The sequence below is a fragment of the Prosthecobacter sp. Pr1 genome (assembly GCF_057652315.1).
This window is the reverse complement of record NZ_JBYFBS010000001.1, coordinates 618,567-633,484: the sequence shown is the minus strand read 5'-3', so window position 1 is coordinate 633,484 and position 14,918 is coordinate 618,567. Positions and strand designations below refer to the sequence as shown.

At 59.8% G+C, this 14,918-nt stretch carries 8 protein-coding genes; 3 read left to right on the top strand and 5 right to left on the bottom strand.

Going from position 1 to position 14,918, the window contains the following annotated elements; translation table 11 throughout:
- The first annotated feature begins 19 nt into the window (after positions 1–19).
- The 3 genes from AC24GY_RS02525 (at position 20) to AC24GY_RS02515 (ending at position 4,966) form a co-directional block, all read left to right on the top strand.
- Entirely contained in the window at positions 20–2,347 is a 2,328-nt protein-coding gene (locus AC24GY_RS02525; protein WP_487680018.1) for a hypothetical protein, read from the top strand.
- Positions 2,348–2,505: 158 nt separating this feature from the next.
- Positions 2,506–3,099 carry a hypothetical protein gene (locus AC24GY_RS02520; RefSeq protein WP_487680016.1) on the top strand — a complete coding sequence of 198 codons (594 nt, stop codon included), beginning with the start codon at positions 2,506–2,508 and terminating at the stop codon, positions 3,097–3,099.
- Between the two features lie 121 nt (positions 3,100–3,220).
- A complete protein-coding gene (locus AC24GY_RS02515; protein ID WP_422323554.1) occupies positions 3,221–4,966 on the top strand; it encodes a serine/threonine-protein kinase in 1,746 nt (581 codons plus the stop codon).
- Positions 4,967–4,990: 24 nt separating this feature from the next.
- Here AC24GY_RS02515 and AC24GY_RS02510 read toward each other — a convergent pair whose 3' ends face one another.
- The 5 genes from AC24GY_RS02510 to vccA all read right to left on the bottom strand — a co-directional run bounded on the left by AC24GY_RS02510 (position 4,991) and on the right by vccA (position 14,779).
- Entirely contained in the window at positions 4,991–7,522 is a 2,532-nt protein-coding gene (locus AC24GY_RS02510) for a serine/threonine-protein kinase (protein WP_487680014.1), read from the bottom strand.
- Positions 7,523–7,955: 433 nt separating this feature from the next.
- On the bottom strand, positions 7,956–8,609 hold the full coding sequence (gene vccD, locus AC24GY_RS02505) for a Verru_Chthon cassette protein D (RefSeq protein WP_487680012.1): 654 nt from the start codon (positions 8,607–8,609) through the stop codon (positions 7,956–7,958).
- Entirely contained in the window at positions 8,606–9,673 is a 1,068-nt protein-coding gene (gene vccC / locus AC24GY_RS02500) for a Verru_Chthon cassette protein C (RefSeq protein ID WP_422323548.1), read from the bottom strand. The genes vccD and vccC overlap by 4 nt, the downstream gene beginning before the upstream one ends.
- Positions 9,674–9,706: 33 nt before the next feature.
- Complete coding sequence (vccB, locus tag AC24GY_RS02495; protein WP_487680010.1) at positions 9,707–10,252, bottom strand: Verru_Chthon cassette protein B; 546 nt, start codon at positions 10,250–10,252, stop codon at positions 9,707–9,709.
- Positions 10,253–10,273: 21 nt separating this feature from the next.
- Positions 10,274–14,779, bottom strand: coding sequence for a Verru_Chthon cassette protein A (gene vccA / locus AC24GY_RS02490; protein WP_487680008.1), 4,506 nt, complete (start codon positions 14,777–14,779; stop codon positions 10,274–10,276).
- Between the last annotated feature and the right edge of the window lie 139 nt (positions 14,780–14,918).

Genomic DNA, 14,918 nt, shown 5'->3' with positions numbered 1-14,918 from the left:
ATCCCCCCCCACCTACGCCATGCCCATTCCGAAGCCGCCCACCCCTCTTAACTTCGACACTTTTCACATGGCTTCGAATCCCGACGCCATCGCAGGAGTACAGGCCAACGAAACATTCATGCTCACGGGTCTCGCTGGAGGGGCGCTGGGGAAAGGCGGAGAGACCGTGGGGTTCGCCAAGTACCAGTTTGATGGGCAGAAACTTGTGACATCCACGGCTGAAAGCCTGCGGTTGCCCGGAGTCATCGCCGGCATCAACCAAGCCAGCGGTGAACTGACGAGCGCCCTCGCCCAGGCGGCAGGGGGAAATGACAACGCTGCGGAACTGCAGACCAAGATGTCGGCTGCCGTGAAAGCACTCAAAGGCGGTCTCCCTGCAGCAGAGCGCGATGGCGTGGATGCCATGAATCCCCAGCAGGTGCTCGCAGCCATGCAGGCTGCGCTGCCTGGTCTGGAACAGCGAAGCCAGGAAGCCGCTGCAGCCTCCGCAGCCCTCGGCAAAGTGGAAGGAGCCGCCGTCGATTTGTTCGATCCTGGACTTCCGACTCCCGCAGACCGGGGCCTGCTTGCACGCAGCGTGGCCTCCAGCCAGGTGGACCAACTTCTCGGCACGAACATCCTGGCTGAAGAAACGTTCGGAGTGACCAGGGAGGGCGATGTCGTCGGCGTGAGCATTCAAGGCGACGGAGCAGGCATCACCGGCACCTACCGCTTCAACGAAGGCGGGGAGAAAAAGGATTACAGCCTCAAGGTGGATTTGAAAAATCCCGCACTTCAACGCGGCCTCGCCGACTTGGAGGCCGTGGACTATCTCACCGGCCAGATTGACCGCCATTGCGGCAACATGTTTGTGGACCAGAACAACAAGGTCACCGGCATCGACAACGACCTGGCCTTCCCTGAGCGCAGCCTCGAAGAAACCACCCAGGGCATGCCCAAGGGCATGCGCGCGAAAGTCGTGGGAAAGATGCCGCAGCAGATGCATCAGGAGACCGCTCAAAAAATCCTGGCTCTGGACCCGGACACGCTGCGCCAGACGCTCAAAAACATGCCCGCACCGGACAAGATCAGCAAGCTCAGCGATGCCGCCATCGAGAGCGCATGCGGCCGCCTGGTGCAGATGCAAAACGAACTCAAGCAGCCAGGGGGAGCCATCAAGGTGGTGGCTGAGTTCAACGATGACACCTACAACGCGGCCATGGCTGCCCAGCAGGCCGAGGTGCAGGCAAAATTGGGCGGCAACATTGAGGACACGGACGTCGACAACGCCGCCAATCTCTCCGATGTGCCGAAAACCTCCTATCTCGGTGCCGTGGCGATCCAGACCAAACGCTACGAACTCAACGCCCAGCAGGTCCCGGGGAACTTCCTCGTGCGTGACCAGAACACCGCGCCCCAAGCCCCGCGTAATGCCGAGGCGGCCATCTATGCCAAGCAGCTTGAGGTCGCCAAGCAGGCCATGACAAGCAATCCCGCCTTCATCTCTCATCTCGGCGCGGATGCACAGCAGGCGCAGGCCATCACCCGGGAGCTCAAGGAACTGAAGGACAAGGTGGCCCATTACGAAAAGGAGCAGGCAGGCCTGCAGAAGAACAAGCTAGGCTCTCTCGTCCGCAGTCTCGCCAGCGGAGGAACGGCCAAGCGCCAGGAATTTTATGCCGAAAAGAAATTCGAGGCCATGCAGCGCATCGGCCAGTTGCAAAAGCAGCTGGACACCATCGCCGAAAATGCCTTGAGCAACGAGCTCAAGACGGACGCACGCGCCTACGCTCGTGAGGCGGTGGCCAGTCATGCCGCGAAGGATCAGCCTGTCGCGGCGCAGAACAACGCCGTGCAGAATCAGCCCGTCGCGGTCCAGCCAAATCCTGCCCTCGCAGGCATGGTCCCGAACCACCCCGCTCCACCTCCCCCCGGCCAGTTCAATCATCCTCCGCCCTCAGACATGGCGCCCGCAGTCCCCAATCAGGACAATCTGGCCCAGGGCAACGACCAGCCCAAGGCGGCCAAGGCCAGGATCGCCGCCAAGAGCAAGGAAGGAGATCTCACCGTCAAGGCTGCCGACGACGAGTTGGTAGTCTCTGATCTGGAGGAGCTCGACGCCGACGTGGAGGTGGAGGTGGAAGTCGAAGTAAAAAAAGAAGGTCTGGCCAAAGCCCCCAGCGTGGCTGAGATGCTCAAACGCACCAACAGCGCTCCCCAGCTGGGCGGTCACAAAGCGGCCCAGGGAGTCGGCGGGGAAGAACCCAAACCGGCCGGCAACAGCCTCCGTGCCAGCGGCAGCTGGCAGGCAGCCAAGCCTTCCGGGCCAAAGCCCGGAGGAAATTCTCTCACCAGCTCCCATCTTTGATTCCGCTCCCGGTCTTGGGGCGCACCTTGTCAGGCAGCAGCCACCGCATGCATGCGGTGACAGGGGAGCCGTCATGGGGTATGGCACGGCCTTTCCAAAGGGCTCAAATTTCTTCTGCTCCTTGTCACATGGCATGGGGCAGTCGGCTACTTCGGTCCATGGAAAACACCCCCCAACCCGCCCACCCCTCAGGCAAGCGTCCCCTGCTTGCATTCATGACCACCCTCTTCGGCGCAGGCTGCCTCTTCCTGCTCTACCTCTGGTGGACACCACCACTGAAAATGAGCCGCAGCAGGCAGAACACGACCAGCGAACCCAGGCCGCCCGAGCATTCACGCTCTGACTATTCAGAGACTTCGGTGATGCGTGACCAATGCCGCAAGCTCATCAGCGCACTGCGAGGCTTCCACCAGCACCACCACGGCTATCCCTTGCCTGCAGGGATTGCGTTCGACGAAAAGACCGCCTGTCCCATCAATCAGGCCATGGTGGCCGCCATCAGCGGCGTTGATGCCACCCTGAATCCTTCGCAGGTCAACTACTTCAAACCCTGGGAGCTTTCCGCCACAACACTGAGCGAGCTCAAAGCCGGCCATTTCTTTGCCTCCTTTGATTTCAACGGTGACGGCCACGTTCCCAACCCTGCGTCACCTGACAAGAGCATCCACCAGGATGTCCTCGTCTGGCATGCCGGCAAAGACGGCAATCCCGCCACCTGGGATGACAACGTTTTCGCCTGGCTCGCCGAGTAGCTCGCACAAATCCTCCAACAAAACCGCCCACCAAGCGGTCAAACCACCTCCCGCTACAGTAAAAGTTAAATGACACTCCTGTTCACCGGCATAAATTAGAGCCTCGCTCAATACTCGTTTCATGGACACTCCCCCCTCAAGCAGTCCGGCAGCAGGCGCGGCAGAAGATTTTGATCAAACGATCAGGGTCCGCACTCCGGCATCAGGCGCTGTCTATTTCAATCGCTACCGCCTGAACCGCGTTCTCGGTCGTGGCGGCATGGGCGTCGTTTGGCTCGCAGACGACCTAAAGCTTGAGCGCCCGGTGGCTTTGAAATTTCTCCCAAGCCTGATTGGTCTCGATCCCACCGCGGTCAAAGAACTCAAAACCGAGACCCGCCGTGGCCTTGAGCTTTCTCATCCAAACATCGTGCGCATCTACGATTTCGTGGACGATGAGGATGAGGCCGCCATCTCGATGGAATTTGTGGATGGCAAAACGCTTTCCGAACTGCGTGCCACCACCGACCATGGAGTCTTCACCACCGAGCAGGTGGCCAAATGGCTCCCCGGCGTCTGCGAGGCGCTCGATTACGCCCACTTTCAGCGCAAGGTCGTCCACCGCGACCTCAAGCCCTCGAACATCATGGCCATGAGCATGGATGACACGGCCAAGATCGCCGACTTCGGCATCGCCCGCAGCATCTCGGACACCATGCAGAGGCTCTCCATTTCTCAGCTCGGCGTCAGCGGCACCCTGCCCTACATGAGTCCGCAGCAGGCCATGGGAGAGCGCCCCTCCCCTACCGATGACGTGTACTCTCTCGGGGCCACCATCTATGAGCTGCTCTCCGGCAAGCCGCCCTTTTATCGCGGAGACATCCCTTCCCAGCTCACCTCCAAAATTCCCTCCTCCATGGGTGAAAGGCGTGAAGAGCTGGAGATCAAGGCCAGCGATCGCATCCCCAAAGAGTGGGAGGCTGTCATCGCCGCCTGCCTTCACAAAGATCCAAATCTGCGCCCTCCCAGCGCTGGAAAGCTACTCGAACTGCTCGGCTTAAAATCCAATACCAACGTCACCACCCAGCCCTTCATCCAGCCGAAGGTCGAGCACAAAAGCCGCACCCCGGTCTATGCCGCCGCTGCGGTGGCGGTGCTGGCAGCCGGTGCCGCGTTTTATTTTAAATCCACCACTCCCCAGGCCGTTCCTGCAGTGACGACAGCACCTGCCGCTCCAACGCCGGAGATCGCGCCAAAAGCCCCGGCTGCGGCTGTGCCAATGCTGGCGGCTGCACCAGCCGCGCCAGCGGTCGTCGCTCCAGTCATACCTCCAGCAACTCCTGTGGCACCACCCTCTTCCGTTCCTGTGCCGGGTCCAGCACTGCCCACCTCTCCGGCGCAGCCAGTGGCGCAAGGCATGCCGGTCGCAACTCCACCCGTGATCGCCGCTGCACAGCCTCCCGCTGCGATGATCCAGCCCCCCGTTTCCGAGCCCCCGGAAGGATTCTGGTCCATCGACCGCATTTTCCCCACTCCGCCGCAGACCACCTACTCTGAGCCTGGTCGCCGTCACCTGCTCTATGAAGTGCAGCGCATTCTGAAAGAGAAGTCCCTCTACAGTTCCACCCAGGATGGCAAGGAAGGCAAAGGCACGCACAACGCCATCATTCTCTACCAGGCCAAAAACGGACTCCTCCCCAATGGCCTGCTCGATGGCCCCACCCTTGCTTCACTGGCATTGATGGACAAGCCCGATGAGCCTGAATGGAAGTCGCCTTCGTCATCGGTGGCCGGTTCGTCCTATCGCAGAAAGTCCACCCCCAAGGAAGAGCCCAATTTGTTTCAGCGTGCCGGCAAATCCATCGGGCGCTTCTTCAATCGGGACTGAGCCGCTCTCTGCGGCAGCACTTCGTCACCGCCGCGCAGATGCGGCGGTTGGCCTTGCAGCTTCCCACTCCTGCAGCCTGCGTTCCCACTCTGCCAGTTTGTGTTCATCAGCCACGGGCGAATTCGCCTCGGCGGCCCGTTTCCAAAAGCAGATGAAGCTCACAAAAATGAGCCGTTCCTTCTCTGGTGCCCGTCCCGAGGAAGGTTTGTCAAACCACCCATGGGCGGCCGTTTCATACTCGGCCAGCGCTGCGGCAAAATCACTGCGGGCCGTGAGCAGATCTCCCAGACGCCTGTGAAGTTCCAGCAAACGCCAGTTCTCGGCTTTGGTCTTGCTGACTTCAGCAATCGCATCGCGCAAGACCGCCGCAGACTCACGAAACTGGCGCTTGATCCTCAGCGTTTCGCTCAGCGCGATCCAGGCGTCCGCCAGCCGCGATTCATGCCCTGCAGACTGCGCCATGGCCAGCACTCGCCGCGCAGCTTCCTCACCGCCGGGGCACCCGGAAACCTTGCAGGCCAGCGTGGCATGTAAAATCAGGGCGTTAAGCAGTCGCGAGTACTCGCCGCCGGCTTGCTCTTCACAAACTCGAATTCGTTCGGTGGATGCCACCAGCGTCTGCTCGTAATGCTCAGGTTTGCCCGTCAGGTCGGCCATCATGGACAACAGATAAACCCGCTTGTCCACAGTGCTGTCGTCAGCAGGCAGGATCTCGAGGGCACGTTGCAGGACTGTCACGGCCTCACTCTCGCGGCCTGCGAACTTCAAAATTTCCGCATGATCCCGCATCCACACGGCTTTCTCCGCAAGGTCGGAGTCATCCTTTGCAGCCACCACTTCGGCCATCAGCGCCGCCGCATCCTGCCGCTGGCCACAGCGCGAGAGCGCCCGTGCCAGTTCCTTGCGCACGCGCAGGATTTGATCGCGCACCTGCCCTTGGTTTGCCGGCAGCGTCTGGTAACCGGCCAGCGCCTCACGCAGGGCCTGCACCGCCTTTTCCGGCTCCCCCTCTCCAAGATACCTCCATCCCAGGGTGTACAGGGCATGCAGTGCGGCCTCTGAATTCTCACCCTCAGTCTGTTTCAGCAGTTCCCACTGGCGCTGCAGCCAGGGCTGGGCGCGCGCGGATTCCTCCAGCGCCACATAGAGATGGGCCAGTTGCTCCGCGAGCTGCGCTTCAGCACGGGGCTGGTTGGCAAACCGCGCCATGCCCGCAGCATATTCGTCTGCGAGCTTGCGCAGCATCTGCGTGTTCATGCCTGCGCTCACATGCTTGCGCGCGTTGTTGATCAGGTCTTTAAGCTGTGCGCTGACCTGCAGCGCCAGGTCGGCCTTGCTCCGCGCTTCCATCATCTGGCGCTGCACCTCCTGCCGCTGCACCTCCTCCCGCTCCAGCGCCCACCAGGTGGCCACCATGCCTCCGGCCAGTGACACCGCCACCGCTGCCGCCGTGCTCACCGCACCGCGGTTTCTCACCAGCCACTTTTGAAGCTGATATGCAATGCCGGGCGGCCCGGCGGACACGGGCTCATTGCGCAGGTAATGCTGCACATCCTCCGCCAGATTCAGCACCGTCGGGTAGCGCAGCTCGCGGTTCTTCTGCAACGCCCGCAGCGTGATCCAGTCCAGTTCGCCGCGCAGCTCCCGTGAGAGTGCTCTGGCATTGGAACAAAGCGGCTTCGGCAGCCGCAGCACACGCTGGCTGGGCATCTCGGTTTCGTTGTGGCGCACCTGCTCCAGAAGTTCGGGCAGCGGCGGTTCATTGCCTTCATCAGCGGGAATCGGCGTTGTTCCCGTCAGCAGCTCATACAGCAGCACCCCCAGCGCATACACGTCCGTGCGGATGTCCACATCCTCGCTGTTCAGCCTGGCCTGCTCCGGACTCATGTAGCGCGGAGTTCCCAGCACCATGCCGCACAGGGTCGCATCCGCTCTTCCTGCCAGATCCCCTTCCAGCGCCTTCGCGATCCCAAAATCGATCACCTTCACCAGCGGCCGGCCATCCACTTCCACCACCATCACATTTGAGGGTTTCAGATCCCGGTGCAGAATGCCGCGCTGATGCGCATGCTGCACCGCCATGCACGCCTGCACAAAAATTTCCAGCCGTTCGCGCACCGGCAGCTTCCGCTTCTGGCACCACAGCGTGACGGCGGAGCCTGACACCACCTCCATCACAAAATACGTTCTGCCATCCGGCAGTTCCCCCGCATCAAATATGGCGGCGATGTTCGGATGCTCCATCCGTGCCAGCACCTGATGCTCCCGCTCAAACCGTGCCGCAACCGGCTGCGTCAGCAGTCCAGGGCGGACAATCTTGATCGCCACCTCCCGCTTCACCGGTTCCGTCTGCTCGGCACGCCACACCTGTCCCGTTCCACCTTCACCAAGAACAGAGCGCAGAATGTAGCGCCCCCCGATGATCTCCCCGGCCTGCTCAGGACTCTGCAGACACTTCGGGTCCATGGAGTCCATGGTCGTCACGTCGGCCATGGCCAGATCAAACAACCCGGCTTCAGACTTGCGGTTGGGAGGTGTTTCGCTCGTGGTGGCCATGCGGTTCCGGTTCAAAGAGTGCGTTGCGGTAGCTCAAATGTCATCAACATCATACGCAATGAATGCCGATATTCACCAGTTGTGCTCTAGGTGGGATTCGAGCCCGCACCAAGGGTTTGTGAGTTGACACTTCTTGCATTAACGAGACTTGACCACACCGCACTTAATTTCTCCAGAATGCTTGGTTCAATAGCAATTCCACGGGCGGCTCTTTATCGAGGTGCACGTCACCGACCATTTCCTGCCGAAGTCCAAGGCAGCCCCTGATGGGGCATACACATGATCGCCACTGGGCATCAAAAGAGCAGCCAGGCTTCCACGTCTTAACACGCTTCCGCCTCGATGGCATGTCGTCGAGATCAGATCGCAACCACACCAATGCATCAGCGTTGTGCCGCCTTGTCTTGAGATCAAGTATCCACTCACCAACAAATTACGGGCGGTACGAATGCCCGCGCCCGGTCACAGGGTCAATCTGCACCGTGTAGTAATCGGGAGGAGCCGTGGAGAGATCTGCTTTGTAGCTCTTGGTGGAAATCAGAGTGAGATAAGCGGTGCGCAGCGGCACCCGCAGACTCGTGGAACCATTCGGATAAAAAATGACCCGATAATACGTCGCGTTAAGCGACTTAAAGGGATTCTGCGTGGCCTGACCGGTGCTGATCGGTGTCTGATTGATGCTGAACATCGGAGAGAGCGCGCCTTCAACAATCACCACGCTCTGCTTGTTCCAGTAAACGGGAGGCTCCAGCTGCGTGACCTGATTGGTTGCAGGATTGTAGGATATCATCTGGATGGCATGGCAGCCTTGGACGTTGTCCTCGGTGTAATAGTAGAAATCCAGGCCGACCGGGCGGTTCTCTGTCAGAGATCGCTGCTGGGCCATGGCGAGCTTTTGCATCAGGGTGTCTCCTGCAGACGTGAGATTGGCGGACTGCAAGGCACCCAGAGTGTAAGGCGTGGCCACGGCAATCAGCATGACCATGATGGCAACAACGATGACCAATTCCACCAGGCTGAAGCCGGCAGGATGAGAATGCCTGCCCAAGCGGGAGGACGAATGTTGAACTGGAAAGATTGTTTTCATCGGAGAAGGCCCCATTTCGAATTACGCATGCTGATGGTTGTGGAAAAAACCTGGTAGTTGAGTTGCTCGGCGCGGAGCTTGATCGCCAGGTTCTTGAGATCCTGCTGCTTGTTGTCGGCCAGAGTAAAGGCCCCGGGGGGAATCAGCTGCGGCATGGTGTCAGGATACTTCAGCGCCAGCTTGCGGGCGGAGGCTTCATCAATGGCCACCAGGGTGACCGCCACTCTTGGAGGCAGCATATGCTGCGTCCCCTGCGGACTGTCGGTGGTCACATTGAGAAGCTGGGTGGAGTCATAGGCGTATTTCGGCGCGATCCACCACGGGGTGGTCTTTTTTAGAGCCGCGTCATCGGCGGTCACCTGGGGGGAAATGATCAAGGCGAGGATGTTTTCGGCGATGGGCCGGGTGTCCGCAGGTGTGGTGAGAGTCTCAGCGGCGGTGATGACGCTGGCGGGCGCCTTAAGGAACCACTGGCCCGGTTGGACCGAATAAACCGTGTTCTCCTCCGCCGTCGGACGGTATTCCCAGAGCCTGAAGCGCATGCTTTGGGTGGTTACATGCTGGGGACGAAAGGCATCATTGCCTGTGTACATGATGAAGTAACCCCGTCCGCACAGAAGCCGGTTGAGCCCTTCGTATCCCAACCGGTCACTCAGCCCCAGACGCGCCTGAAAAAACATCGCCTGAGTCACGAGCTGTGTTGCCTGCGCACCGGGAAGCAAGGTCTGAGCCTGCCCAGTCACAAACTGGAGTTCCGACTGGCGGATGTATTTTGTGGGAGACTGGCTCTGCGATGTGGGAATCGTGGGCTTGTCCCCGGTGTTGTATTGATAGGCCTGGTAGGTGTTTAAGATGGCCTGCCGGAGATTTTCCGTGATGCTGTCAAAAGCCATGCGAGCCTCGCGAAACTGCTCGACGCGTGCCACACCGCGCTTCCACGCACGCTGAGTCAGGCCAAGCACCTGCACCGAGACCAGCAGGATGATCGAAAGAATCACCATGGAGAGAGACACTTCGATCAGGGTGAATCCATGCCGCCGTTGTTTGAGATGGAGAGGTTTCATAAGTCAGAATGTGGGTTGCAACTGGCTGCGGCCTCAGTCCCCCATCTTGGCGATGAGGGCGTAGGAGGAAGTGATGCGCAGCGGGGACGCTGAATTGAAATCAAAGGAAGGATCGGCCGACGTCGCGATGCAGATTTTCACCCGTCGCAGGTAGGACTCCGCCGTGCTGTTTCCGCTGCCGCTGGCGCCTGCGGGAAGATAAACATCCAGCGGCTTTTGCGGCACATAAATCGAGGCCACAAAAGCGAGCGAAGAGGCAAGGTCTTCCTGACTCGTGTTGGCCACAGTCAATTCCCGTCCCTCATTGGTGAAGTAGCGCAGCGGCCCGAAGCCCGTCCACGTGATCCTGTTCCAGGCCATGGACTGCATCTCGCCACTGAGCTTCAGCATGATTTTGGATCCCACGGACATCTCCGCCGAATTGCGGGCCATGTTGATTCCCTGCGGCAGCAACCCCAGCAAGGTGAGGAAGCCCAGCGCGGCGATGGCGACCGCGATGGTCACCTCCACCAGCGAAAAGGCGGCTGACAGGCGGCTGAAGCGCCGGATACAGTGCTTGCTTTTGGCCATTGTTTTCATGAGTTCGATGTGGCGGAGGGTTCAAGGATCAAAACGTTTTTGCGAAAGCACGCGGAAACGGTGCAGATCATCCAGGGACGGTTTGGAAAGCGGATTGCCGGTGGCGTAATCAAGATTTTTGGACTTGTCCAAAGCCGGGTCATTGAAGTCGAGATAGCGCTCAATCAGCGCCGAGCCACGGTACTCGGAGCCGATGGTGTCAACGCCGGTGACAAACTGCGCGGGATCCGCCGAGCGCGCTTTTCGGATGGTCTGAATGCGCATGTGGATCTGGAAGGTGTTGGAGCGCGTGGTGAGACGCGGATACATGTTGGTGTAGGGGCGCTCCTTGAGATTGTCGGCGGTGAGAGCGTGATTTTGCCAGAAGGTATCGATGCTGCTTTTCAGAGTCTTGTTCGTTGTGGGCCAAGTGCTCGGCACCAGGGTGTCGGAGCTGTTGGTCTGCTTGGGCAGGAGGAACATTTCACAGATCTGTGCGGGGGAGATGAAGGCGAAGCCGGAGCTGAAGCGTTCATCAAACAACTTCAACGTCGCATCCGTGTTGATCTGACGGTGCCAGAATTTGTTGCCTCGGGAGCTGCCATCCTCCTGCCAGAACCAGGTGTACGCCTCACTAGACGGCGCACTGGGGGGCTGACGCAGATAGTAGTTGGCGTCGTTGACCGGCACGGCGGTCAGCAGTTCGCTTTTCATCACAGCGGCCAGTGCGGTGGCGCGGCGGATGTGGCGGAAAGGCACCATCTGGTAGTTGAGGTTGATCTTGCCGGCCGTGGAACCCGGCTGGCTGATGGCATACGGTTCGACCACCGGCATCCAGAAGAAGTCCATGAAGAGGTAGTCGGGCGGGTCGATGCCCTGGTTCGGCAGGCCGTTTTTGCCGTAGCCTTTGAGCACCTTGGGTGCGCCAATGTGGGCCTGCTGCCCCATGGCTGTGCTCCAGGTCTGCGGCCGGAACATCAGCGTCCGCCATGGCACACGGCTCTCGCCACCTGTGCCAGTAGTGCCCTGAACGCCGGTGGGCAATGACCCAAACATGCCCGGCGACGACACCTGGCGGTTCGGTGAGAAGTAAGTGGAGCCCCCCATCCAGGCACTCCAAGGTTGGGAGAAGTAGGGCACCAGTTGCTGACCGTTATTAGTGGAGATCTCACTGTAGGTGTTCCCCTCATCGGGCTTGTTGATGTAGGCGCCGTCAGTCTGGTTGGAGATGCCACGGTCAAAGTCGCCATACCTCTGCAATCCCGCCCCGGTGGCTGGTGTGTAGGGGTGGTCGGGGAGGAAGCCGGGGGAGTAGTTGGCCCCCTTGACCAACCGAGAGCTTTTCTTGTCTTCGCCACGATCAAGACCGGGGCCAACGCTCCAGCCCGACAGGACAATGTTGTGCGCCAGAGCCTTGCTGCCGTAATACCTGTGCTGCTGGAACTCGGTGGCCGGCACCTCATACTGCCCCATGGTCAGGCGCGGATCCCCGTGCCTCAGCACCAAAGATTGCAGGGTGTCGTCAGGAATCGCCAGATTTCCGCGGAAGTAAATGCCTGTGCCTGGGGTGTCGCCATAATTGCCGATTTCATTGCCGACGTAGCGGAACCTGCCTCCAATCATTTCCCAGGGATTGGCGCTCCCTCCCGTGCCTTTTGGGTTCGTTACCACGTCCCCGTTAACGTTGCGCCCCAAGGCACCGTCGACATTAAATGACCACCAGTAAGGGGCGGCCACCGCATGATGCACCCATACGGTGCCATTGGCATTGGTCCCCGTTTGCGTTTGCTCGCTTTTCGTCGCCAGAGTAGGCGTGGGAAACTGCGCGGGAGGAAAGCTGAAGTTTAAGGTCTGCAGCAGCTTGGGTGTGCTGTCGTTGGTAGAGATCGTCACGACCAGGTCGCCGCCTTGGAAAGGGATGGCACCTCCCGCAGGAACATCGAAGAAATCACTGACCAGGTTGTACTGGTTGCAGTTCTGCAGCGCACCCGCCTGGCTGGCGTAGGATGTGTAGCCGATGTCAGGTTTGATGTTGCCCGTGAAGCTGCCGGGCAGCTTGCGCCCCTGCAGAAATGCACGGTATGAAGTCGTGCCGCCACGCTGGTAGATTCCATTGCCAGCGCTCATGTGCTGGAAGGGGCGAATGATGACGGGGCTCGCGGCTGTGGGAAACATGGGCTTGCCGTTGCACGTCAGGCTGGATTTCACCGTAATGCACAAGTCCGGATTGATGAGCGTCCAGCCCACGGAAGGGCTGAACCATTCCAGCAGGAGGATGGCTTGCACACGTTTCACGCCGTCTTGCAGCGGCGTGTCCGTGTCCAGCGTCCAGTTCCAGTTCATCGGGTTGTAGCCCGGATAGCCGGTCTTGTTCCCATCATAGCCTTCGAGCTGATGGCCGGTGGGATACAAGGATTTGTAGAATCCATTCGTGGGATTCCTGTTTTTTTCACTCAGGGGGGGGAAGTTGGAATACCAGTTCGCTGAGTTGTCCCAGTTCGGCGCGGTGTTGTAGGCGCCATCCCCTTTCCAGGTCGGCGCATTGTAGGTGGGGGCACTGTTGGCCTGGAGTTTCGGGGCGCTGAACCCGCCGGCCTTGGCGGTGCCCTGGGCGCAGGCGATGAAATGCAGCCCCGCTTCGCTGATGGTGAAGAAGCGGCCCATGCCGCGGTACTCCTGGCCCTTGCTCTTCGGCAGCGCGGTTGGAATGACCTGGCCATGCCCCGGCAAACTGTTCCCGGTCGAATTGCGCATCGGTGTGAAGGCTCCATATTGCACGCGCTGGCTGGCCGACATCGTCCGTGCATTCGGCAGGCCAGCGTTGAATGACGGGTTGTTGGAGCCGGCGTTCCGCTCGACGAGGTTTTCATCGTACAAATTGGTGCAGCGGATGTAGTCGAAGATTTCGACCAGAATCTGCGGGAGGTTGTCGCCGTATTTGGTGAGAAAGGAGGCGTCGGAGACGCCAAAACCGGGAATGGGCTGGCTCATCAGCGTCTTGAGGTAGTTAAAGAGCTGCATGTTGCGGGTGATGCCGATCAGTTCGTCCTGGCTGGTGCAGTCCTGCCGGACAAAAAAATAATCCTTCCCTGCAAGTTGCGAGCAGTTCACGATGGTGTTGTCAAACGCCGTGCGGTAGCGTGTAGAATTCGTGCGATTAACCGGCCACATGCTGATCTTCGGATAGCCAAACGGATTGGCCTCGGACGCACGGCTGCGCGTGGTCAAAAACGGGCGCAGACGCTCCACCACCTCGTAGTTTTGCAATCCCGCCCACATCTGGTTCGTGCCGAGATTGATCTCATTGCGCTGGCCGTTGCCTTGCGGAGTGGCGCGCAGCAAAAATTCGTCCACGCTGGGAAACAGGCGCTCGCCAAGGGCGGTCTGGACCGCCTGAAAGTTGGTCGGGGAGAAATTCTGGCCCACCGGCACGAGCACCGAACCGGCCTTGGAACCGCCCGGCAGAATTTTGGGCATAAGATCATAGATCGCCTCCTTGTAGGTGAGCGCCTTTTCGAAGTTGGTCTTGTCCGTTTTCAGCGGGCTCATGTTTTGGCCGGGAAACAGCACGGTGCTCATGCACACCGAGGCAGGGTGGCCGGGGTAACGCTGATATTCATACGACATCGGCTGGTACTGCGCCCATTCGAGGTCACGCTCATGATACAGCCGCGGCGTGTCCCATGGCGTGCCTTCGCCGGCGGTATTGATGTTGATCTTGCAGGATTCGTCATCCGTCCAGAAGGCCACGCGGGCGATCATAGGATTATCCCGTGTGGCGGTCTGCCCGCCGCCACTGCTGCTCACAAATTTTCCGTCAACATCGAGATGTCCCAGTGTGCCATCTTTGAGCATGTAGAGCCACTCCACCGGCATCGGCACACGCTGCTGGGATTCATCGCCACCGCCGGTCGGAGCCACCACGCCGTCCAGAGTCTGGCCTGAAGCACCATTGGCAAAGGTGGAGTAGCTGAAGCCTTCCACCGATCGGCTCGCAGTCTGCGAATAGGCGCGTGGATCAATGATCGGGAAAAACATCCGGGGCGGGCCTGCGGGGGCGTTCGGGTTCAGGCGGGCGACAGGCTCGTTGAGATCCACGTATTGCGCAGGCTTCTTGTCCCAGTCTGTCGGCGGTGTGTCTGCGGCGATCTCCGCCTCGGTCGTCGCCACCATTTTGCTGTCCGAATAGAGCTTGAGCCCGCGCAGGAGAGTGCCGTCTTGTTTGTATTGACGGATCATTCCCGGCTGGGAAGACCAGATTTCGACCCCCGTAGCGGCAGTGTCCTGATGCACCCCCTGCTGGATCTGACTGATGGCCAGATTGATGACGGAGTCGGCATGCAACTGCCCTTTGGCGATCTCCACCTGCGCCACGGTGGAGTTGTAATCAACGCGCGTGGCACTGAGCAGCGCGGTGAGAAGCACCATGGCCAATGCCAGCACGCTGAGCACTGTGATGAGAGCCACCGCACGACGACGGCGCAGCTTGCTGCCAGAGGCCGCAACACCTCCTTGCGATGATATACTTTGTATGGATGATGTATTCATGATCTGGACGGATTAGCTGCGAGTGATTTCACAGCAGTTCTTTTGTTTGAATGCATTTTGTCCGATTGGGTTATTTTTGCCTATGGGGCCGTGGTTGAGGCATGCGTGCATCCTGAGCGTGCAAACTCGCCAAGCTTCA